Source organism: Undibacterium sp. Ji50W, from assembly GCF_049340445.1.
In the GTDB taxonomy this organism is placed as follows: Bacteria; Pseudomonadota; Gammaproteobacteria; order Burkholderiales; family Burkholderiaceae_D; genus Undibacterium.
Genome location: NZ_JBMPOX010000002.1, coordinates 1 through 22,922, shown reverse-complemented (window position 1 = coordinate 22,922; position 22,922 = coordinate 1). Strand labels below are relative to the sequence as shown.

18 protein-coding genes are annotated in these 22,922 nt (G+C 51.2%); 4 read left to right on the top strand and 14 right to left on the bottom strand.

Annotated features, from left to right (window positions below):
* Nucleotides 1–26: 26 nt before the first annotated feature.
* The gene (locus ACO0K9_RS05390) at nt 27–1,616 is read right to left on the bottom strand and encodes a sensor histidine kinase (protein ID WP_422982579.1); all 1,590 of its coding nucleotides are present in this window, start codon (nt 1,614–1,616) and stop codon (nt 27–29) included.
* A gap of 302 nt (nt 1,617–1,918) precedes the next feature.
* Here ACO0K9_RS05390 and ACO0K9_RS05385 point away from each other — a divergent pair, with 302 nt between their 5' ends.
* On the top strand, nt 1,919–2,167 hold the full coding sequence (locus ACO0K9_RS05385) for a YdcH family protein (protein ID WP_422982577.1): 249 nt from the start codon (nt 1,919–1,921) through the stop codon (nt 2,165–2,167).
* A gap of 25 nt (nt 2,168–2,192) precedes the next feature.
* Here ACO0K9_RS05385 and ACO0K9_RS05380 read toward each other — a convergent pair whose 3' ends face one another.
* The 10 genes from ACO0K9_RS05380 to ACO0K9_RS05335 all read right to left on the bottom strand — a co-directional run bounded on the left by ACO0K9_RS05380 (nt 2,193) and on the right by ACO0K9_RS05335 (nt 13,779).
* On the bottom strand, nt 2,193–2,990 hold the full coding sequence (locus tag ACO0K9_RS05380; RefSeq protein WP_422982575.1) for a DUF3025 domain-containing protein: 798 nt from the start codon (nt 2,988–2,990) through the stop codon (nt 2,193–2,195).
* A gap of 12 nt (nt 2,991–3,002) precedes the next feature.
* On the bottom strand, nt 3,003–4,067 hold the full coding sequence (gene pyrC / locus ACO0K9_RS05375; RefSeq protein WP_422982573.1) for a dihydroorotase: 1,065 nt from the start codon (nt 4,065–4,067) through the stop codon (nt 3,003–3,005).
* Between the two features lie 415 nt (nt 4,068–4,482).
* Nucleotides 4,483–5,208: an amino acid ABC transporter ATP-binding protein gene (locus tag ACO0K9_RS05370; RefSeq protein WP_186950995.1), complete on the bottom strand. Its 726-nt coding sequence runs from the start codon at nt 5,206–5,208 to the stop codon at nt 4,483–4,485.
* 59 nt (nt 5,209–5,267) lie between these two features.
* Nucleotides 5,268–5,960, bottom strand: a complete 693-nt coding sequence (locus ACO0K9_RS05365; protein ID WP_422982571.1) for an amino acid ABC transporter permease — start codon at nt 5,958–5,960, stop codon at nt 5,268–5,270.
* A 1-nt stretch (nt 5,961) separates the two neighbouring features.
* The gene (locus tag ACO0K9_RS05360) at nt 5,962–6,711 is read right to left on the bottom strand and encodes an amino acid ABC transporter permease (protein ID WP_422982569.1); all 750 of its coding nucleotides are present in this window, start codon (nt 6,709–6,711) and stop codon (nt 5,962–5,964) included.
* Between the two features lie 270 nt (nt 6,712–6,981).
* Nucleotides 6,982–7,926 (bottom strand): transporter substrate-binding domain-containing protein, encoded by a 945-nt coding sequence (locus ACO0K9_RS05355; RefSeq protein ID WP_422982567.1) that lies wholly within the window; start codon nt 7,924–7,926, stop codon nt 6,982–6,984.
* A 199-nt stretch (nt 7,927–8,125) separates the two neighbouring features.
* Nucleotides 8,126–9,022, bottom strand: a complete 897-nt coding sequence (locus ACO0K9_RS05350) for an amino acid ABC transporter substrate-binding protein (RefSeq protein WP_422982565.1) — start codon at nt 9,020–9,022, stop codon at nt 8,126–8,128.
* 379 nt (nt 9,023–9,401) lie between these two features.
* Entirely contained in the window at nt 9,402–10,688 is a 1,287-nt protein-coding gene (locus ACO0K9_RS05345; RefSeq protein ID WP_422982563.1) for a Glu/Leu/Phe/Val family dehydrogenase, read from the bottom strand.
* Nucleotides 10,689–10,903: 215 nt separating this feature from the next.
* Complete coding sequence (locus ACO0K9_RS05340; protein WP_422982561.1) at nt 10,904–11,887, bottom strand: LysR family transcriptional regulator; 984 nt, start codon at nt 11,885–11,887, stop codon at nt 10,904–10,906.
* A gap of 2 nt (nt 11,888–11,889) precedes the next feature.
* Entirely contained in the window at nt 11,890–13,779 is a 1,890-nt protein-coding gene (locus ACO0K9_RS05335) for an ABCB family ABC transporter ATP-binding protein/permease (RefSeq protein ID WP_422982559.1), read from the bottom strand.
* 512 nt (nt 13,780–14,291) lie between these two features.
* On the opposite strand from ACO0K9_RS05335, the gene ACO0K9_RS05330 reads away from it, so the two are divergent.
* Both ACO0K9_RS05330 and ACO0K9_RS05325 read left to right on the top strand, forming a co-directional pair.
* Nucleotides 14,292–14,711 (top strand): acyl-CoA thioesterase, encoded by a 420-nt coding sequence (locus ACO0K9_RS05330; protein WP_422982557.1) that lies wholly within the window; start codon nt 14,292–14,294, stop codon nt 14,709–14,711.
* A gap of 6 nt (nt 14,712–14,717) precedes the next feature.
* Entirely contained in the window at nt 14,718–16,304 is a 1,587-nt protein-coding gene (locus ACO0K9_RS05325; RefSeq protein ID WP_422982555.1) for an alkaline phosphatase D family protein, read from the top strand.
* A 111-nt stretch (nt 16,305–16,415) separates the two neighbouring features.
* Here ACO0K9_RS05325 and ACO0K9_RS05320 read toward each other — a convergent pair whose 3' ends face one another.
* The 3 genes from ACO0K9_RS05320 to ACO0K9_RS05310 form a co-directional block, all read right to left on the bottom strand.
* Nucleotides 16,416–18,092, bottom strand: coding sequence for a long-chain-fatty-acid--CoA ligase (locus ACO0K9_RS05320; protein WP_422982553.1), 1,677 nt, complete (start codon nt 18,090–18,092; stop codon nt 16,416–16,418).
* 331 nt (nt 18,093–18,423) lie between these two features.
* Complete coding sequence (locus tag ACO0K9_RS05315) at nt 18,424–20,505, bottom strand: molybdopterin-containing oxidoreductase family protein (RefSeq protein ID WP_422982551.1); 2,082 nt, start codon at nt 20,503–20,505, stop codon at nt 18,424–18,426.
* A 147-nt stretch (nt 20,506–20,652) separates the two neighbouring features.
* Nucleotides 20,653–21,570, bottom strand: coding sequence for an NAD(P)-dependent oxidoreductase (locus tag ACO0K9_RS05310; RefSeq protein WP_422982549.1), 918 nt, complete (start codon nt 21,568–21,570; stop codon nt 20,653–20,655).
* A gap of 131 nt (nt 21,571–21,701) precedes the next feature.
* Here ACO0K9_RS05310 and ACO0K9_RS05305 point away from each other — a divergent pair, with 131 nt between their 5' ends.
* A complete protein-coding gene (locus tag ACO0K9_RS05305; protein WP_422982547.1) occupies nt 21,702–22,244 on the top strand; it encodes an acyloxyacyl hydrolase in 543 nt (180 codons plus the stop codon).
* Nucleotides 22,245–22,922 lie beyond the last annotated feature (678 nt).

Here is a 22,922-nt window from a genome sequence, read left to right as displayed (position 1 = left end):
TGCCTGTCTCTCGCTACTTGAACAGTCTATTCGCTGGTGTCAGCCTGCCCGGGGGCATGCAAGGGTAAATGCATGATGAAGCTGGCACCGCTGCCAGGCTTGCTCTCAACGCGAATGCTGCCACCCAGTACATCGCGTATCAGGTTATACACAATGTTCAAACCCAGGCCACTGCCGCCCTGCCCCAGTTTGGTTGTGAAAAATGGATCGAATATCCTGCTCATATTGGCTTCCGAGATACCGACGCCGTCATCACTGACGCTTAACTCGACCGCTGGCGGCTCCAGGTCCAGGCGATGTGCATGGATACTGATCACGCCATTCCCCCTGCCATCAAACCCGTGCAATATGGCGTTATTGATCAGATTGCTGATGACCTGACCAAGCAGGCCCGGATAAGAATCCATCCAGATGTCCGCTGGCAAATCCATACTTACCTGATGGATGCTGCGCTTGATGCTGGTACCCATGGTCAGTACTGTTTCGCGTATCACCTCATCCAACAGAAACGCTCTTCTTTGTGCACTGGTCCGGTCAACGGCAACCCGTTTGAAACTGCCTATCAATTCCGCCGCGCCATGCAGGTTGCGCAATAAAATATCGCTGGCCTGCAAATTTTGCTCTACATACGTTTGTAGTTGTGCACGCGTCATGCCGAGAGCCATTTTCTTGCAGAACTCGTGACTCAGGTCGTGTATGGTGCTGGCGACCGTCACCGAATTGCCTATGGGTGTATTGAGCTCATGTGCCACTCCTGCGACCAGTGAACCCAGTGCGGCAAGCCGGTCTGTACGCTGGATTTCCAGTTGTGCATTGTTCAGGTTATCCAGTGCTGTACGCAATTCCTGATTGGAGCCATGCAGTTCTTGCGTACGATCTGCAACCCGCTGTTCCAGTGTCAGTTGATGGCTGGCCTGCATTTGCATCAACTCACCCAGTCGTACCCGCATGGTATCAATGCCGAGTGCCAGGCTACCCAGTTCATCCGGTCTGGCCACATGAACCGATTCTGTAAACTGCCCTTCACCCAGGCGGTCCACATCCAGTTGCAACTGTTGCAGCGGACGCATCATGCGTCTTTGAAACAAGAGCCACAACAGGAAAAAAGAAATCAGCAACTGCACAAGAATGGCCGCGCCACCTTTCGCTAACTTCTTCAGGAATTCCTGTTCCATCAGATGGCTGCTCATCACTATCGTGACGCGTCCTATGATGCCACCACCTTTGCGGACATTCCGGGTTTCTGAAATCAGATCCTGTTGCTGTGCATTGGCCTGTTCGGCATGGACAAAACGCCCAAGGGCGGCATCTTCTACCGAAATGCGTACGACATCCGGATTAAGCATGACGGAATTGACAAAACTCTGTGCCGCTTCGGCATCAACCTGCCATAGGGGAATGGGCATGGTTTGTTCCAGCATGTTGGCATACTGACGCAAAGGGCCACGCACGCGCACTTCATATTCCCGTTCATAGCTATCCCTGGCCAGTACCGAGCCCAGCAACATCGCCGGTATGACAATACCCAAGGCGATACCCAGCACAATCGCATTTCTGAGCGACAGGGAAGAGAATCGGCCGGGTGCGGCAGGCTTGTGTGTATGCTTGCCGGGCATTGCTACAGTCTGTCCAGATAAATAATCATGCTGCCAGCAGCATGCTCAGATTCAAGACCTTCAGTCAATACGCTCATCAAAGCCTCTCCCTCTCACGAATGGCCAGCCGACAACGCGTTACCACAGATCGTAATGCACGAATATTCTACATGAAATCAATGGGTATTCTGGGGTAAGTTGAGCTGGGGTAAGTTGAGCCGGACTTACTTACCGCAGACTTGATCCAGATCATCTGCATCAACTGTAATTTGCTTACTATGAGGATAAGGAAATATTTCCCCATTTAAACAAGGAATTCCCCTATGCAAGTTGACCATCACCCACTGTCCACTGAATTTCCTCAATTCAAGGAAATCATTCATGAATTAAAACTTGGCAACGCTCATTTCGCAAAACTGTTTGATGAATATGATGTAACGGACAAAGCCGTCAATCGTGCTGAAAATGGTAAGGAACATTTGGGTGACGTGGCACTGGAAGACCTGAAAAAACTGCGTATCAGTTTGAAAGACCAGTTATTCCACATGCTGCAGAGCAAGCCTGTCGCTTAGAACATGCAGCTTTGCACAGATGTGTTCAGGTGCGTCTGGCCCGGAACACTTGCTGGTCTGCATAAAAAAACTGGTCTTGCTGTGGCCACCAGCCAGGCAGGCCGAGTATTGGCAAGGGTGTGTAGTCTGCGGTAGTCAAAGGATGGCTGGCCAGTTGCGCAGCCACCAACTGATCTACATGCGCACGCCTGGCTGTCGCATCCAGCACAAAATAAGCCTGATCAACCATGAGCACCCAGGTATGGGCCGTAATGGCTTTATACGGCTTGACCAGTTTTTCCATCAGGGCATGGCCAAAACACCAGACTTCGGCAATCTGACCAAACTTGTCTGCCTGTGCGACAAAAGCATCCTGCCATGCATGCGCACGCAGAGATGCGATCAACGCCTGTCCTTGCTCACTGTCTTCGACCACCAGCAAGGCCGCATTTTCATCAAAAATGGTAGCTGCATCGCGTGCCGGCCCGCGTGACTTGCCTATGCCAATAGCCTTAATCTGGGCTGCCTGCAGGGCATTCAGTTGCCGCTTCACACAAGGAAAACTCAGCCACACCAGTGCATTGAAAAAGTCATGCAGATTTTCCCTGGTCGGCACCTGCCCACTGGCGCTGATATGGGCTTCATAAGCAACACCCTCCGGCAGTTCTTCCTGCGCAATAAATTGTATAGGCAGGTCGAGGTGATTCAGCAAACCGGATTGGGCGCTCAACTGACTGATCCGCGTGCGCCAGTCAGCGCCCGCCAACACCTCTTGCGCCACCGGCAATACGGCGGCATACCAGTGCCGTGACCAGTCTATGCCATCAAAAAAACGTGGGGGCATGTGCGTCAATACTCAGGCTGCACGCATTTTCCAGTGCAGAGTTTCACCGCTGTTCAGAGGCACCATACTGCTGTCGGCAAATGGCAATTCGGCGGGCATTTGCCAATCTTCACGCACCAGGGTAATGGTGCCTTGGTTGCGTGGTAATTGATAAAAATCCGGACCATTGAAGCTGGAGAAAGCTTCCAGCTGATCGAGCGCGCCAGCCTGTTCAAACGCCTGGGCATACAATTCCATCGCATGCATAGCGGTATAACAACCGGCACAACCACAGGCATGTTCTTTCAAACCTTTTGCATGTGGTGCAGAGTCTGTCCCCAGGAAGAAGCGTTTGCTACCCGAGATGGCAGCTTTGACCAAAGCCTGCCTGTGGGTTTCGCGCTTGAGCACAGGCAAACAGTAATAATGCGGGCGTATGCCACCTTTGAAAATCTCATTGCGGTTATACAGCAGGTGATGGGCAGTAATCGTCGCGGCAATCGGGCCGTCGGATTCTGCCACGTAGGCAGCCGCATCACTGGTGGTGATATGTTCAAACACCACTTTCAATTCCGGCATGTCTTTGCGCAGCGGTTGCATGACGCGGTCAATGAATACTGCTTCACGGTCAAATAAATCAATCTCAGGATCAGTCACTTCACCATGTACCAGAAAGGGCATGCCAACTTCCTGCATGGTTTCCAGGGTCTTGTAGCAATTTTTCAGGTCAGTCACACCAGCATCGGAATTGGTGGTGGCACCAGCCGGGTACAACTTCACCGCATGTACAAAGCCACTGTCTTTGGCACGACGGATTTCATCTGGCGGCGTGTTATTCGTCAGGTACAAGGTCATTAATGGCTCAAATGTCATGCCGGCATGCAAGGCCGCCAGGATGCGCTTGCGGTAATCAGCGGCCTGCGCGGTTGTCGTGACGGGTGGTTTCAGGTTAGGCATGATAATGGCACGCGCAAACTGTGCTGCCGTATGCGGCAGCACACTGCTCAATGCTGCGCCATCTCGCACATGCAGATGCCAGTCGTCGGGGCGAGTAAGGGTGATTTGCTGCGGGGTATTGCCAGAAGTCGTGGTTGTCATGATAGCTCGCGTTGACGGAATACCGGCATTTTACCTTTTCCCCTGCTTTTTCTCGAATATTGACGACCTTGCGGACTTGCTTTTTTTCTTGCATGAATAGCAAGCTAGCCATTTTCTGAAAAAAAACAGAATTTGTTTTCACTAGGACTTACGCAAAATTGTCCCAGCAAGGCTATCGTTTCTAGGAAACCTCCCTTGCAGGGGAGGTTCGTTTCGTTGGCAGACAACATGTTGTCTGAAACCCCAACTACACCGTAGCGACGAAGACAGTACTTTAGTACGCGGCTCCTAGGAGAGGAGCTGCAACGCAGCTGGGGCGGTTTTGCGTAAGTCCTATTCACAAGGAAAAACAGCCCTGGAACTTGTTCAGGGCTGTTTTTTTGAAACAAAAAATACTACCGAAATTTCACTTTCATCAATGAATGATTTTCGCCAGGAAATCACGTGCGCGGTCAGATCGGGCATTGGTGAAAAATTCATCCTTGGCACAATCTTCGACTATGAGGCCCTTGTCCATGAAGACGATGCGATTTGCCACTTTCTTGGCAAATCCCATTTCATGGGTCACGACCATCATGGTCATACCTTCCTGTGCCAGACCGACCATGACATCCAGCACTTCATTGATCATCTCAGGATCGAGAGCAGAAGTAGGTTCATCAAACAACATGGCGATCGGATCCATGGACAGCGCACGGGCAATCGCTACACGCTGCTGCTGACCGCCGGATAACTGGCCAGGAAACTTATCCTTTTGCGCGATCAGACCAACACGGTCCAGGTATTTGAGGCCGCGTTCAGTCGCCTCCTCTTCTGAACGACCAAGTACCTTGACCTGGCCTATGGTCAGGTTTTGACGAATGGACAAATGCGGGAATAGCTCAAAGTTCTGGAACACCATACCAATGCGCGCACGCAATTTGGACAAATTGGTTTTCGGGTCGCCGACAGACACCCCTTCCACCGTGATTTCACCCTTCTGGAAAGGCTCCAGACCATTGACCGTCTTGATCAGGGTCGATTTACCGGAACCGGATGGACCACACACCACCACCACCTCGCCTTTGGACACTTCGGTCGTGCAATCCGTCAATACTTGAAACTGACCATACCATTTGCTGACATTACTTAATTTAATCATTTGAATTCTCCAGGATACTTTTTAGCTTTCTTATCGCTTCAATCTGTCACCAAACAAGGTCAGCGAATGATCGCTATCTTTTGGTTCAGTTTCTTGACCAGTGTCGACAACGCAAAGCAGGTGACAAAATACACCACACCGACGAACAGGTTGATCTCAACAGGGCGGCCATTATTATTCGCAACCACCGTCGCAGAACCGACAAAATCCTTGATCGACAATACCGAGACGAGAGAAACGTCCTGGTACAAAACGATGGTCTGCGTCAAAAGAACTGGCAACATATTCCTGAATGCCTGCGGCAAAACGATATGTCGCATGGTCTGGAAATAATTCATTCCCATGGCATTACCGGCCCATACCTGGCCACGCGGAATCGACTGGATTCCCGAACGCATGATTTCGCAATAGTAAGCCGCTTCAAACATGACGAAAGTGATCATGCAAGACATTAATGGCCCAACCTTGACCGGCTCAGGTGAACCAATAATCCACGCACCGATATATGGCACGAGGAAGTAAAACCAGAATATCACCAGCAACAAGGGGACTGAACGTACCAGATTTACATAGCCAGAAGCGGCAAGAGAAACAAAGCGATTGCTGGACAAACGCATCATCGCCATCAAGGTACCAAGAATGATGCCACCGACCATGGCCAATACCGTCAGCTCAATCGTAAACAACAGGCCTTCAGTAATCAGATTCCACCAGGTGCGCTGGAGAACTTCGAAGTCAAAATTATTAAACATCTTAGCGCCCTCCCTTTGCTGCGCCGCCAGTAATGAAGCCTGGCACGGCTAGTTTACGCTCAAGGAAATTGGCCATCATGATTGCGGCGACAGAAACGAACAGGTAAATCAGCGTTGCGGCAGTAAATGCCTCAAATGTCTTGTAGGTAAATTCATTCATCGAACGTGTGCGCGACATCAATTCAAGCACGGTAATCGTGGATGCAACCGAACTGTTTTTGATAATGGCCGCAACTTCATTCGTCAAGGAAGGCGTAATGATACGGAAGGCCATAGGCAGCAATACATACCTGTAGGTTTGAATCTGCGTCAGACCCAGTGCCGTACCCGCCATTCTTTGCCCGCGTGGCAAAGCATTGATACCGGTAGACACCTGCACGGCCACACGTGCCGAGGTAAACAAACCCAGGCTGATGACGGCAGTGTAAAACGACACGTTCGGCAAATTCTTCATCCACGTACCCAGGGCATCGGGTACCAGTTCCGGTATGACGAAATACCAGATGAACATTTGCACCAATAAGGGAATGTTGCGAAACAGCTCAATATATCCGTTCGAGAAACGCACCAGCCATTTGTTTTGCGTTGTGCGCATCGTGCCGATGACCGAGCCCAACACCAGGGCAATGATCCATGCCAGCATGGCCAGCGCCAGCGTCACTTTGACGCCCCAGATCAGGGTATCAAAATACGTGCCGCCGCCGTCAAGCGCATCCTCCCAATAAATATTCCAATTCCATTGATAATTCATGTGATCTCCCCAAAGCTTCGTGCGTCACCAGACATCAATGACGGACCTTGCAAAATAAAACGGGAGGAGACTATCCGCCCGTTTTGATCTGCCCTATTCCTTCTTAGAACCTGCTTACGATCTTACTGCGCGCACGTGATCGGGGCTCATGCGCTGCTCAAAATGCTCATGTACTAGAAGTACATTCCGCTTTTTGCGCTGCTCTTTACTCCGCTGACGCTCGCTCGCTCGCTACAGATCGTAATCAGGTTCTTAAGCCCTGCTACTATTTTATTTTTTCTTTTTCAGCACAGCTTTTTGCGCTTCCGGTACAGCTGCATAAGCAGATGGTTCACCAGAATCAGTCGGCTTTGCCACCACAGCCTTGAGCTGCTCAGACATAGGTATGTTCAGATTGATACCTTTTGGTGGAATCGGTTGCTGGAACCATTTGTAATAAATACGGTTCACGTCGCCAGAAGTCAGCACATTGCTGATCGCTGTATCAACTGCCTTCTTGAATGGTGCGTCATCCCTGCGCATCATGATGCCGTATGGCTCAACCGACAGTGCGTCCTTGCTGACTTCATAGTCAGCCGGTGACTTGGAATTGGCTGCCTGAGATGCCAGCAGGATGTCATCCATGACAAAAGCAACGGCGCGACCTGTTTCCAGCATCAGGAAAGCTTCTGCGTGATCTTTAGCAGGCAGAATATTAATGCCCAGATTCTGATCTGCATTGAGAGTGGTCAACTGTTTCAGATTCGATGTGCCTGATGTAGAAACGACCGTTTTTCCTTTCAGGTCAGCAAGTGTTTTGATATTCGAGGATTTTTTCGACAAGATGCGGTTCGCTGTAACGAATGTCGTTGGGGCAAATGCAACCTGTTTTTGACGTTCAACATTATTTGTCGTCGAACCACACTCCAAATCTATTGTGCCATTGGCCATCAGCGGTATACGGGTAGCTGATGTAACCGGATTCATTTTGACTTTCAGGTCCACGCCCAGCTGTTTATTGAGAGCGAACACGACCTTCATGCACAGATCGATGGAATAACCTTGATAAGACTGTTTGTCATCAAGGTAAGAGAATGGAATGGAAGAATCACGTACACCAATGGTAATGGAGCCTGCGTCCTTGATTTTTTTCAGGGTTCCGGTTTCTTGCGCCTGTGCAGCACCAGCGATCAAACCTGCACCAATCAGCGCGCCCAACAATTTCGAAAATTTCATACTGTCTCCAGAAAGTTAAATCAAAAAATTCATCGCTTTGAGTTTAACAAAACCCTCAGCTTACTTATCGCTTTTTTTTACCCGACTTAATACGTATTACTACTTATTCGACTACTGCAAAAACAAGACTGGCCTCGCCTTCTGTCTTTCTTTGTTGCAAGCCCCGTACCAAAACACATGCAAACCATGTGCCAGAACCTTAATCCGCCACCTTATCTGAAGGAAAACGTATGTTATCCCGCAACAAAAAACCCATAGGCATATTCAAATTTGCCCCTTTTGGGGGTACAGGCTTGCGAAACCACTTGTCATACAGTTTGTTGATTTCCCCTTCATTCATCAAACGCCCCATTTCGCGGTCAATCAAGGATTTGAAAGCAGGATCATCCTTGCGCAACATAACGGCATAAGGTTCCGTGGACAGCGGGTCGCCTACCACGACAAATTTAGCAGGATCCTTGCTATTGGCCCGCAAGCCATACAGCAATACGTCATCCATGGTGAAGGCATCCGCTTGCTGGCTCTCGACCATACCAAAGGATTCGTTATGATCGTTACCTTCCAGCAGCTTCAAGCCCAGACCACGCACCTTGTCGCGGTCGTTCAGCAATTTGACCGTGGTGGTGCCCTTGGTCGTCACGACTCTTTTATCTTTCAGGTCAGTCCAGTTCTTGATGCCGGAATCTACTCTGACTATCATGCGTGCCGTCGCAAAAAAATGCGGTATGGTAAAGCTGACCTGCTTGCGACGTTCTGCATTATTGGTGGTGGAACCACATTCCAGGTCCGCCTTGCCATCGACAATGGCAGGGATACGGGTACTGGGCGTAACCGCCAGATAGGCCACGTTCAACTGCGGCAACTTCAATTCCTTTTTCAAGGTTTCCACCAGTTTCAGGCAAATATCCAGTGAATACCCTACCGGTTTTTTATCATCGTTATAGTAAGAAAATGGAAAAGACGCTTCACGGTGAGCAATCGTCACTGTTTGCGTCTCTTTGATATGCGCCAGGGTATCCGCGGCCCATGAAAGCGGGGAGCACAAAACCAGTGCACAAGGCAAACTGGCTCTCGCTATCCAATTTAAAACTTTCATGCGACCCCCTTTGAACCCAATTCAGGATGGTAATGACAAAGATCAATATTCTTCAACAGAAAATTTCACAATCAACAAAATATTATTCGGTATTTTTTGCAATTAATACTTGCTCAAACATTCAGATATGCACGCAAATATTGTTCCATCGGAACTTCCACTAGCCTCTTTTTGCATTCGCAAAAGAATATTCGTGCAAAGTGACTGCTTCATGATGAGAATGATTGTGGTAAACACGTACTCACCCTCTGCTCATTCCATCAATCCCACCATGCACCGACCCATGTGCCTGCATCGCAGTCTGTAAATCCGGCTCCAGAAACGACAATATCCACCACCTATATAGCATAGGTGATGGATAGTTTTTTACAATTCCTGCTTACGGGTAAAGTCCACGAACTTCGCGTGCCTGTAATACCCTGGAACATCCGATAATAAATGCTGCAGTACGCAGTGATACTTTCTTGTCTTCCGTTACCTGCCAGACCGAATTGAAGGCTTCCTTCATGATGCGGGTCAGGCGCTGGTTGATCTCATCTTCTGACCAGAAATAGCTGGAGAAGTCCTGTACCCATTCAAAATAAGATACGGTCACACCGCCGGCATTGGCAATTACGTCTGGTACCACCAGCACGCCCTTGTCACGCAAGATATCATCCGCTTCCGGTGTAGTCGGGCCATTCGCGCCTTCGAGAATGATTTTGGCGCGGATCTGGTCGGCATTCCTGACGGTGATTTGCTGTTCCAGCGCTGCCGGGATCATGATGTCGCAATTCACTGCCCAGAATTCTTCATTCGGCAACACCGCTTCTATACCTTCAAAACCGGCCACGCTGCCTTTGGCTGCGACGTGCTCCAGCAGCTTGTTCACATCCATGCCGTTTGAATGGAAAATGGTGCCGCCATGGTCTTGCACAGCAACGATTTTGGCACCGGCTTCAGCAAACAGACGCGCGGCAATACCGCCAACGTTGCCAAAACCCTGCACGGCAATTTTTGCACCAGCAATGCTCATGCCGCGTTTGGCAGCCGCTTCGCTGCCGACAACGAACACACCACGACCAGTCGCTTCACGACGACCCAGGCTACCCCCCAGGGAAATAGGTTTGCCGGTCACCACACCAGTGGCAGTGCGGCCTTCATTCATGGAATAGGTATCCATCATCCACGCCATGGTTTGTTCATTGGTGTTGACGTCCGGTGCCGGGATATCCTTGTCCGGGCCAATGATGATGCCGATTTCAGATGTATAGCGACGTGTCATGCGCATCAGTTCGCCGCGTGACAGGGTTTTTGGATCAACGCGGATACCACCCTTGGCACCACCGTAAGGTACGTTCACAGCAGAGTTCTTGATGGTCATCCAGGCAGACAAGGCCATCACTTCTGACAGAGTCACATCCTGATGGAAACGCACACCACCCTTGCCTGGACCACGCGAAGTATTGTGTTGTACACGATAGCCTTCAAAGTGGGAAATCGAACCGTCATCACGCTCAATAGGCACATCCACAATCAGGATGCGCTTGGGGCGTTTCAGGGTTTCCACCCAGCGGGACAGGTGTCCCAGGTAAGGTGTGACACGATCAATTTGCTCAAGGTAAACTGACCAAGGACCGGTCTCAGTCGGGGTAAGATAAGACGGTATCTGGTGCTGGGTGGACATGGTATGGCCTCTTGAAATGGTTGAACTGGTTTTGCGAATCTTTTCATTCAGCCCGGTCATTCCCCGGCGCCGAAAGCAGACGCATCATAGTCTTTTCATTCTGAAATCAGCCAATGCTTTGTTTGCATGAATCTATGCATGAAATGCATAACCATGAAACTACTCCATGTTACATCCCGCACTTTCACAGACGCGAGATTAAATTTCTAACAACATCAGGTTTCTCCGTCGGCACGCCGACGAGGTTTGCCTTGCTTGCCGTTCGATATCTTTTCGCTGGCCTGCAACTGCTCCAGATAATCCCACAGGCGCGATACGATCAGCTTGCCCGGTCTTTGCAATGAGGGCCGCTCGCGGTACAGGCGAATTTCCATATTCACTTCCCATGCACCACTGCCATTGTCTGCTCGCGCCAACAGCTTTTGCTTGACTTCACGCGTGACTGCTGACTCTGGCAAGAACACGACGCCACGTCCTTCAAGCGCCATCATCTTCAATCCTTCTGCCATATCTGTTTCATAACATTTTTCAAGATGCAAAGGCTGTCGTGCATCGTTCAATATCAGGTCTACCATGCGCCCCAGGTAAGCATTATTGGCATACGCCAGGAATGGCAAGGGCGACTGCGCCGTACCGGGCAACAGCAATTCCGGCACACCGTGTTTATCACAACGGATATAGGCACGCAGGGCTTCTGTTCCCATGCTGATCATGTCGTACTGACTGCTATCGAGCAGCAAGGGCTGGCGCGGATGGTGATAGCACAGCAGCAGGTCGCAACCGCCCTCCACCAGCGTCATGACAGCATCATGAACATTCAGCGCCAGCAGGCGGCTATTGATTTCACCAAATGCGGCTTCCAGCCCAGTCAGCCAGCGCGGCACATAGGTCAGCGACAGGGTATGCGGAACCGCAAAATCCACCGTGGTTTGTGTAGTCGTGCGTTTGCCGCGCAACAGGGCGCGCGCATTATTGATCTGCCCCAGCATGGCGATGGCCTGCTCATAAAACACTTCACCGGCATGTGTCAAACGGGTGGGATACGAAGTGCGGTCGATCAGGTCACTGCCCAGCCAGGCTTCCAGCGATTGTATGCGGCGCGAAAACGCTGGCTGCGTCACATGACGCAATTCGGCAGACCGGCTGAAACTATTGGTCTCTGCCAGTGAGACAAAATCTTCCAACCATTTTGTTTCCATGCTTATGCGCTCACCAGTTCAACTTCATCCGCTTCGTCATCGTCTTCGGCCACTTCTGTCTTCTTGCTTTGCTGACGTTCCCACATGCGCGCATACGCAGCTTGCAGTTCCAGCAGTTGCGCATGGGTGCCACGCTCGATAATACGGCCCTTGTCCATCACCAGTATCTGCTCGGCATCAACGATGGTGGACAGGCGGTGCGCGATCACCAGGCTGGTACGATTGCGGGCAATGTCTTTCAATTGCGCCTGTATCAATTGCTCGGCATGCGAATCCAGCGCCGATGTCGCTTCATCAAAAATCATGATGGATGGATTTTTCAACAGAGTACGGGCAATGGCTACCCGCTGTTTTTCGCCACCAGATAATTTCAGGCCACGCTCGCCAACCATGGTGTCGTATCCGTCCGGCAGGGTCTCGATAAATTCATGAATATAAGCGGCCTTGGCAACGGCAATAATTTCTTCCTTGCTGGACCCCGGCTTGCCATAGGCGATATTGTATTCAATCGTGTCATTGAACAAGACTGTGTCTTGCGGCACGATACCAATCGCAGCCCTGACCGATGCCTGGGTCAAGTCGCGCAAATCTTGTCCATCAATAGCGATCCTGCCTGATTGAATATCGTAAAAACGGAACAAGAGCCGCGACAGGGTAGACTTGCCAGAACCACTGTGGCCGACCACTGCCGTGGTCGTACCGGCAGCGATGCTGAAGTCCACATCAAATAAAATCTGCCGCTTTTCTTCGTAGTTGAAATTGACGTGAGCGAAGCGAATTTCCGCCCCATTTTTATGTTGTATCTGCAAGGCTTTGGCAGTGCTGGAATCAGCCACTTCGCGGTTCTGGTCCAGCAGGGAAAACAGTCTTTCCATATCAGCCAGGCTTTGCTTGATTTCCCGGTACAACACACCCAGGAAATTCAGGGGAATATACAGTTGTATCATGAATGCATTGACCAGCACCAGGTCGCCCAGACTCATACTGCCGTCAATCACCCCCTGGGTAGCACGCCACAAGATCAGGGTCACCGCCGTTGCGATGATCATGGATTGCCCTGTATTCAACAGGAACAGGCTGCTTTGTGATTTCACCGCTGCGGTTTCAAAGCTCTGCAAGCCTACGTCATAGCGTTGGGCTTCGTATTCTTCATTGCCGAAATATTTAACTGTTTCATAATTCAACAACGAATCGATGGCCTTGGTATGTGCCTTGGAATCAAGTTCGTTCATGGTGCGACGGAAATGCGTACGCCATTCCGTCACCGTAATCGTGAAAATAATATAGGTCACCAGCGCTGTCGCGGTGATGATGCTAAACCATTTGTCGTAATGCGTACTCAGATAAATCAGCACCAGGCCGATTTCCAGCAAGGTTGGCACTATGCTGAACAGTGCATAAGAAACCAGCGAGGAAATCGCGCGCGTGCCACGTTCTATGTCACGCGTCACACCACCAGTTTGCCGGTTCAGGTGAAAGCGTAGTGACAAGGCGTGCAGGTGCCTGAACACTTGCAAGGCGATGGTACGCACTGCCCTTTGCGTGACTTTGGCAAATACAAATTCACGCAATTCGGTAAACAGCGTCGTCGACAGGCGCAAGGCACCGTAAGCAATCAGCAAGCTGACCGGCAGCACCATGATCATGGCTGGATGAGTGGGGCTGACTGTCATGCTATCCACCAGGTTTTTCAAGACCATGGGTACGCCGACATTCGCCAGTTTGGCAGCGACCAGAAAAGACAGTGCCAGCAACACCCGCCACTTGTAGGCCCATAAATAAGGCAGCAGCGTCTTGACGGTGGCCCAATCGTCGCGCTTACTGTCGCTGGCGGCCGCGGTGGAAGGCGTGGCTGGCAAGCTTGAGCTACGGATGGTTTCTCTGCGTCGCATGGAAGGGGTTCTCGCTTTAAATGTAAAAAATGGTGTTGCAAACAGGACAGTTAAGAGTGCCGCTGAGGGTGCAGATCTTGGTGTGGATAAAAGAGTGCATCAGATAGCAGACAGTTTTATCAAGGATACCGCCATTGAAAATTATAGGGCATAAACGATTTTACTTACGGCCCGGCCCAGCAACGCCTCTTATCGGCTTTGCCCTCTACACGCAGCATCTGTCTGTAGATAGATCATTTGCGGTTTTCAAGATGCGCAATTTTGGCACTTTTTCTCTCGTCGTTTAAAGAAATCACGCTATTTTGCTGTCTTTTTTACATGAAAACAATCTGCTGAACCCCGCCGCCAGCAGCATATGTGTCAACAATGCTTAAAAATGAAAAGTAATGGTCGATATTTCAGCAAACTGGCATCTGGCAAGCCACTTGCTTTGATCAGACTGTGTGAAAATTGGTTTAAGATTTGACACCCATCAATCACTATCTCATTACTCTTATTTTTCAGGCAAAACCATGACAGAACATACTCAATCGGGACTTCCATCCCATATGCCGACCCTGCGGGTCATGCCCATGCCCGCCGATGCGAATGTGCATGGTGACGTTTTTGGTGGCTGGATCATGTCCCAGGTCGATATTGCCGGTGCCATCCCTGCGGCCCGCCGTGCGAATGGCAGGGTTGCCACGATTGCGGTCAACTCTTTCCTGTTCAAGCAGCCGGTATTTGTTGGTGACCTGTTGTCCTTCTATGCCGAAGTGGTCAAAGTTGGCAATACCTCGATTACTGTCTCGGTGGAAGTGTATGCAGAACGTAATCGTCTGCAAGCCAGCACCGTCAAGGTGACGGAAGCCACGCTCACCTATGTCGCGACCGGCAATGACAGGAAACCACGGCAGATTCCGCCACTGGAAGATATTGCCAAGGTAGGTTGATTGTTCATGAAGCTGTCACGTCGTCTGTTTTTACAGCAGTCTTTGCAATTCACCGCCCTGGCCGCAATGGCGCAGGCATTCCCCAGCTTTGCTGCCGAACGCAGCACGGTGTATCCGTTTAGCCTGGGTGTCGCGTCCGGGTCACCACGTGCAGACAGTGTGGTCTTGTGGACGCGCTTGCTGCCCGATCCCCTGAATGCACAGGTGCTGCCAGCCATCGTCTATAAACTGCGCTGGGAAATTGCTGAAGATGATAATTTCCGGCGCATCGTCAATAAAGGTGAAGCACACGCCCTGCCGGAATTGGCACATAGCGTACACGTCGATGTGACTGGCTTGCAGCCGGATCGCTGGTACTGGTATCGCTTTATGCTGGGCGATGCAGTCAGCCCCGTTGCACGCACCCGCACGGCACCAGCACTGGATGCGGTCGTTGGCAACCTGCGCCTGGCGGTGGCATCCTGCCAGCACTGGGAATTTGGTGAATATGCAGCGCACCGCCATATTGCTGCCGCCAATCCGGACCTGATTGCCTTTCTGGGCGACTATATTTATGAGTGGGGGCCGTATGATACGCGGCACCCGGGCAAGCCGCGCAAACGCGAGCAGGAGAGTTTCACGCTGGCAGATTATCGCAGCCGTTATGCCCAGTATAAATCCGACCCGCAATTGCAGGCAGCACATCATGTCGCGCCATGGATAGTCACCTGGGATGACCATGAAGTCAGCAACGACTATGGGAATGACCGTGATGAACGGCTGGACGTGAATTTTCTCTTGCGTCGGGCGGCTGCTTACCAGGCATTTTATGAACACATGCCGGTACGCCTGCATGCATCGGTCAGTGAAGCCGAGCGTTTCAGCAATATGCGCATCTATGACCGTTATGACTGGGGCAGGCTGGCACGCTTCCATGTGCTGGATGACCGACAATACCGGTCGCACCATGCCTGCTCCAAACCAGGGCAAGGTGGTTCCAATTCGGTAACGAATGCGGAATGCAGTGAACGCATGGACCCCAATCGCACCATGCTGGGCCAGGAACAGGAAAAATGGCTGGGTCGTGGCTTCGCCAGTTCCACTGCCAAGTGGAATATCCTGACTCAACAAACGCTGATGGCGCAATCAAGCCAGACCGCTGTCGCCCAAGAAGGCGATGGCAAATTCTGGACCGATGGCTGGGATGGCTACCCAGTTGCCCGCCAACGCCTGTTTGATGATATCCAGAAGCACAAACCAGCCAATCCTGTGGTTATTTCCGGTGATGTCCATACCTTTTATGCTGCTAATCTGAAGCGCGATTTTTACAGCAAATCATCGCCATCCAACCCCATCCTCGCGACGGAATTTTGCGGTACGTCTGTGACGTCCAGTTCTCGTCCGCAAGAACGGACGGATCAGTATGTGGCGCAAAATCCGCACATCAAATATGGTCGCAGCGACAAGCGGGGTTTCATGCTGATGGAGATTTCCCAAACCAGGATGCTCACGCATTTTCTTGGCCTGGATGACGTCTCCAAAGCGGATTCCGGCATTGCCACACTCAGCAGTTTTTTTGTGGATGACGGCAGGACTGGCCTCAGCATTACCTGAACCAGGCATGTATTCTTGCGGTGTACTGTAGATGAAAAAAGGAAGGTGGCAAATGCCAGCCTTCCTTTTTCATCCGCGCAGATCAGCATCCGCGCCATCTGCCTTATTTACTTATGCCTTCTTTTCATCCCGCAGTTCGCGTCGCAGGATTTTTCCTACATTCGTCTTTGGCAAATCCATGCGGAACTCGATGTACTTGGGTTTTTTGTAAGCCGTAAACTGTTCCTTACAATAATCCATAAGCTGATCTACTGTCAGGGAAGGGTCCTTGCGGACCACAAACAGTTTTACTGCTTCGCCGGAATTGGCATCGGGTACGCCGATACACGCGCATTCCAGTACGCCTGGATGCATGACGATGACTTCTTCAATTTCATTTGGATACACGTTGAAACCGGACACCAGAATCATGTCTTTCTTGCGATCGACGATCTTGGTATAACCCGTCTCATCCATCTTGCCGATGTCACCCGTTTTAAAGAAGCCATCCGCTGTCATGACCTTGGCTGTTTCATCTGGACGGTTCCAGTAGCCCACCATTACCTGTGGCCCGCGTATGGCGATTTCACCTGCGGTACCCAAAGGAACGGGGTTACCGTCGTCATCCAGGATAGCGATTTCAGTGGAGGGAATAGGCAAGCCTATGGTGCCGGAAAAATCCTTGGTGTTGGCAGGATTGGCCGTCGCCACCGGCGATGTTTCAGACAAGCCATAACCTTCAGCGATGGCGCAGCCCGTCACCTGCAACCATTTGTCGGCAACGGCTTTTTGCACCGCCATGCCACCGCCACTGCAAATTTCAAAACCGGAAAAATCCAGTGTCGCAAATTCGGGATTGTTCAACAAACCGTTATACAGGGTATTCACTGCAGGGAAAATATTGACCCTGTAACTGCGCAATTCCTTGATGAAACCGGGGATATCGCGTGGATTGGGGATCAGCAGATTCATGGCACCGACGCGCGTGCCCAGCAGGCTGCATACGGTCAGGGCAAAGATGTGATACAGCGGCAAAGCGCAGACTATCACTTTCTGTTCATCGGTATGACCAGACATACTGGGTGCCAGCCAGGCATCGTTTTGCAATACATTGGCAACCACATTTTTGTGTGACAAGGTCGCCCCTTTGGATACACCGGTAGTACCACCAGTGTACTGCAGGAACGCAATATCATCGTGCGTTGTGCTTACTGGCGTAAAGTTCACACGTTCAGCTTCTGATGCCATCTGGTTAAAGCGTATCGCCGAAGGCAGAGAAAATGCCGGCACCATTTTCTTGATATGGCGCACCACGAAATTGACGATCATGCCTTTCATGCCGCCCAGCATATCACCCATGCTGGCGACGACGATGTGCTTGATTGCGGTCTTGCTTAATACATGTTCCAGCGTGGTGGCAAAATTTTCCAGGATGAAGATGGCTTCGGCACCAGAATCCTTGAGCTGGTGTTCCAGTTCACGTGGTGTGTAGAGGGGATTGATGTTAACTACGGTATAACCAGCACGCAATATGGCAGCCATGACGACGGGATATTGCAAGACATTCGGCATCATGATGGCGACGCGTGCACCTTTTTTCAGGCCCTTGCTTTGCAGCCATCCACCGACTTTTTTGGACAGGGTATCAAGTTCCCCATAAGTCATGCGCTTGCCCATGCAGGCATAGGCATCACGTGCTGCAAATTTCTGAAAGGCTTCTTCCATCATTTGTACCAGTGACTGGTACTGATTCACATCAATTTCCGCCGGTACACCTGCCGGATAGGATTTCAGCCAAAATTTATCCATATTTTCCTCGTCTCTGATGATTGTTGTTGTATTTGTGTCCCAAGGCCCGGCCTTGGCATCGCGCTTGTGAAAGCACTGCAGCATAGACAAACAGGGCATTGCCGGAATTTGATTCCAGTTCTCGCTTGATGCTATCGGCTAAGTTCTGGCATGGCAAGTGTTTTAGACGAGACCTGAAAACATACTCTAGGAATATGTCGCATTGCATCATTTTTTTAGGACACAATTCAGCCTGTTTTTGATTCAGGACAAAGGCAGATGGCCAGATTTCGCAATTAAAAAATGTCTGGAAATACGGCATCCATTATAGTTACCAACAAGCATTATTCAGCTATGCGCACTTCTCCACTTCGACCAGCGTGTCATAAAAGGTCGGTCCACCACCCATTTCGGTCAAACGCTGGCTGGTCACTTCATTGGCGTTCTTGTGATCGCTGGCCAGTTTTTTCCACCAGATAGACAAGCCAACCACCAGACCCGGCCTGGCTTTATCCGTCACACGTGCCACTGCCTCGAAACTGCCACGGTCATTAAAAATCCGCAGGCGATCACCATGGGCTATGTGACGTTGTGCCGCATCCTGAGGATGGATATCAAGATGCGGCTGATCTTCCGTATCACGCAGGCTTTGCACATTGACGAAAGTCGAGTTCAGGAAATTCCTTGCCGGTGGCGAAATCATTGCCAGGGGAAAGCGTGCTGCCAGTTCAGGATTGCTGGCCAGGGATTCATACGGTGCAACGTAGGCCGGCAAAGGATCTAGCCCGGCTGCAGCCATGCTGGCACTATAAAACTCGCATTTTCCAGACGGAGTACCAAAGCCGCCATGGGCAAACGGTGCATCTGGCAATTTCAGTTTCGACCAGCCGGTCTTCTTCAACGAAGCCCAGTCAAAATGCACGGCATGCGCGTGCTGTTTATTGAAGGCCTGGGCGGCAATGTCATCATCACTCTCGCTGAAGCAAGCTTCAGTCAAGTGCATGGCTTTGGCCAGCATACGGAAAATTTCGGTATTCGGCCTGGCTTCTCCCAAGGGCGCAATCGCTGCGTTGTTTGCCATCATATACAGGTGTCCGTAAGTACTATGTATGTCTACATGCTCCAGCTGTGTGGTAGCAGGTAACAGGATGTCGGCATAATCCGCTGTGTCCGTCTGAAAATGCTCAAGTACGACCGTGAACAGGTCGTCACGCGCAAAACCCTGCATGACCTTAGCCGACTCTGGTGCAACGGCAACGGGGTTGGAGTTATACACGATCACGGCCTCGATTTTGGGGCCAAAGCCCGCCGAGGTTTCACGCAGTAAATCATCGCCTATGGTGCTCATGTTGATGGTGCGGCGAGGTAAATCCTGCGGGAACAAATCCGGCCTTTGCAACACTGCCGTATTTTTCGGGAAAGCATCCGACAACGACAGTTGCGCGCCGCCGGCGGCATGACGCCAGGCACCGGTCAGTGCGGGCAGGCAGCAAATATTCCGGACTGCCATGCCACCACCGTGCACCCGCTGCACACCGTAGTTCATGCGTATCATGCTGGCTTCGCCGCGTTGTCCACATTCACCATATTCGCGCGCCAGTTGGTTGACCTCTTCAGCGGTAATGCCGCAGGTAGCAGCGACCCGCTCTGGCGTCCATTCTGCTGCCCGCTCACGTAGTTGTTCAAAGCCCAGAGTGTGGTCTTTGATATACGCATGATCCAGCAAATCATCCCTGATCAGCACATGCATGAGACCAAGCGCCAGGGCAGAATCCGTCCCTGGTAGCAAGGCGATATGTTGATGGCATTTTTCGGCTGTCAATGAACGATAAGGGTCAATCGCGATCAGCCTGGCGCCCTTGCGCTTGGCTTCCTGCACGCGCATCCAGAAATGCAGATTGGACGCAATCGGATTGCCACCCCAGATCACAATCAGTTTGGCATTTTGCGTCTGTTCAATATCCGTACCGTTACGGGTACCCACGGTGTACTTGTAACCAGCGCCACCCGCAGTGGCGCAGATGGTGCGATCCAGAAAGGATGCCCCCAGCTTGTGGAAGAAGCGCTGCGCCATACTTTCGCCCTGCACCAAACCCATGGTACCGGCGTAACTATAGGGAAGAATGGCCAGTGGCTTGCTGGCCACCAATGGTTTAAGCTTCTCTGCAATAATCGCAATCGCTTCAGCCCAACTAATGCGGGCGAACTTGCCTTCGCCTTTTTTACCTATGCGCTTTTGCGGATACAGCAAGCGGTCGGGGTGGTAGGTGCGTTCGGTATAGCGCGACACCTTGGTGCATAACACCCCGGCCGTCGTAGGATGATCCGGGTCGCCTTTGACCGCAGTGGCAATACCATCTTCAACGGTGACGTGCAAAGCACAGGTATCGGGACAATCATGTGGGCATACGGCCCTGACGATATTGCTGCTCATATTCTATCCTGTCTGAATGGTTGCTATCGGTTTCTATTTACCCTGCTGTAGCCATTGCCTGCCCTGACATCGTAGTCCTGTCGGCAGCATCGCAAGGGATACAAAACCAGTGTTTTTTGCGTTATCAGCACTCGCTTTGATGATCACTTAATTGGGTAACACATCCGGCTGCTCGCCAAGCCGCTTACCAGGGTTATGTTGTTCCAGTGCCAGCAACGCGGCTGAATGATCTGCATGTGGATAAGTTTGCAATAAACCGCGATACACCTCACTTACCAAGCTGGTGATGGGTAAGCTGACCCCTGCATCCTGCGCGGCCAGCAAAATGTTTTCCATATCCTTGGCCTGGCTCTTTACCTGGCCACCGGGCATGAAAGTGCGGTCCAGCATACGTTGTCCGTGCACTTCCAATATCCTGCTTTCAGCAAAACCGCCGCGCAAGGCCTGCCGTACCGCAGCCGGATCGGCACCGCCCGCCTGTGCCAGCAACAAGGCTTCGGCCACGATATTGATGGTGCCACCGACGATCAACTGGTTACATAACTTTGCCAGTTGCCCGGTACCTGGTCCACTGACACGCATAGGTTTGCCCATTGTAGCGAGGATGGCTTCCATCTGCTGATAGACCGCCATTTCAGCCCCTGCCATAATCGCCAGCGTACCTGCTTCGGCGCCGATGACACCACCCGATACGGGCGCATCCATGAACTGATGTCCGTGCGCCTGCAATTGCGCGTGCAAGACCTGCGCCTGAGCCTGTTGTATCGAACTCATGTCGATTACGGTGCTGCCTGCCCGCAATGCCGGCAAAATGCCTTGTATGACTTCGGCAACAGCATTGCCATCTTCCAGCATGGTAATGATGACCCCGGCACCTGACTGCTGCACAGCTTCCAGCGCCGTCGCAGCCACCTTTGCCCCGTCCGGTTCCAGAGCCGCAGCCTTGGCATAAGTCCGGTTCCACACTGTGACAGGATAAGCTGCGGCCAGCAATCGCCGCGCCATGGGCTTGCCCATCAGGCCTATGCCAAGAAAGACTATCTTTGTTTCAAGTGCTGGTTTCACCTTGGTTTCCTTCGATTTTTTTGCAGATCTGAATTGTAAACGCAGCGTCCTAAGACCATGTTGCCAGACATTGCTACAATAGCGATTCTGATGTTTGTCTGATTTCTTATTTTCACCTGAAAGCCAATTATATGCGCCTGCGTATTACTTCTTTATTCGCCATCGCAGTGACTGCTGTGTGTGCCAGTTCTTCCGTATTTGCCCTGGATTCAGCCTCACTGGAATTTGCAACCGGCAACAAAACCAAAATGTTGCGTGCCGGCCTGCAATCCAACTGGGACAATCAATGGTTCTCGTCAAACGGCACCCACGTTGGCGGCTATTGGGATGCTACCCTGGCGCAATGGCAGGGCAACAGTTTTCAAGGTAAGAGTGGGGCAACACAAAATCTGACTGATATCGGCATTACCCCTGTATTTCGCTTTCAAAACGACAGCAAAAAGGGGTTTTATGGCGAAGCCGGCATAGGCCTGCATATGCTGTCAGAAATTTATGACAACAATAGCCGCCATTTTTCCACCAATTTCCAGTTTGGCGACCATATCGGCCTTGGCTATGTGACCAAAGAAGGCTGGGACCTGAGCTTCAAGATCCAGCATTATTCAAACGGCGGTGTCAAACATCCAAATCCAGGTGTAAATTTTGCGGTACTGAAGGCTGGGTACGCGTTTTAAGGTCGTTACACCTCTCGCAGTGGAATTAAAAAGGAGCTCAGGCTCCTTTTTTGTTGCCTGTCGAATCGTGAAAGCTGTAAGACCGCTCACCACAGAGACACTGAGGCGCAAAGAAATGCAGGAGGTCTCCGACGTAAATTCATCTATCGTTAATCGGCCGAAACCCATCCCCACCCTAAGCCGTCCACTGCGCCGCTTGCAAGCGGCTTAGATTCTGTCGGCACAAAGCATGCTTTGTGAAACCCCGACGCCATCCCCTTGAAAGGAGGGGATTTCCAGGTCATTTTTTGTCAAGCACATTATTCCGGACAGCAGTGAGCGCAGGCTGAAGGTTACTATGCTGGCGCACCAGCATCGTTGGTTGATACCCCCGAAGGCCGGGCCACAGAGTAAAAGCAGAGAAGTCCCTAATGCTTTTGTCTTTCCAGACTTTCTTGCCTTTCTCGGTGCACCTCTGTGTCTCCGTGTCTCTGTGTTGAGAGGTCTTGATGTTGATATTGGCGTTGGTGTTGTTTTTGATCTTGTGTTACGCGTGTATTTTCCGTTCGCGCAAAGCGAAACCCCCGCTAAATTGCTCTAGCGGGGGTTTCTGGATACAAGCCTGACGATAACCTACTTTCACACTGGTTGCAGCACTATCATTGGCGCGTAATCGTTTCACGGTCCTGTTCGGGATGG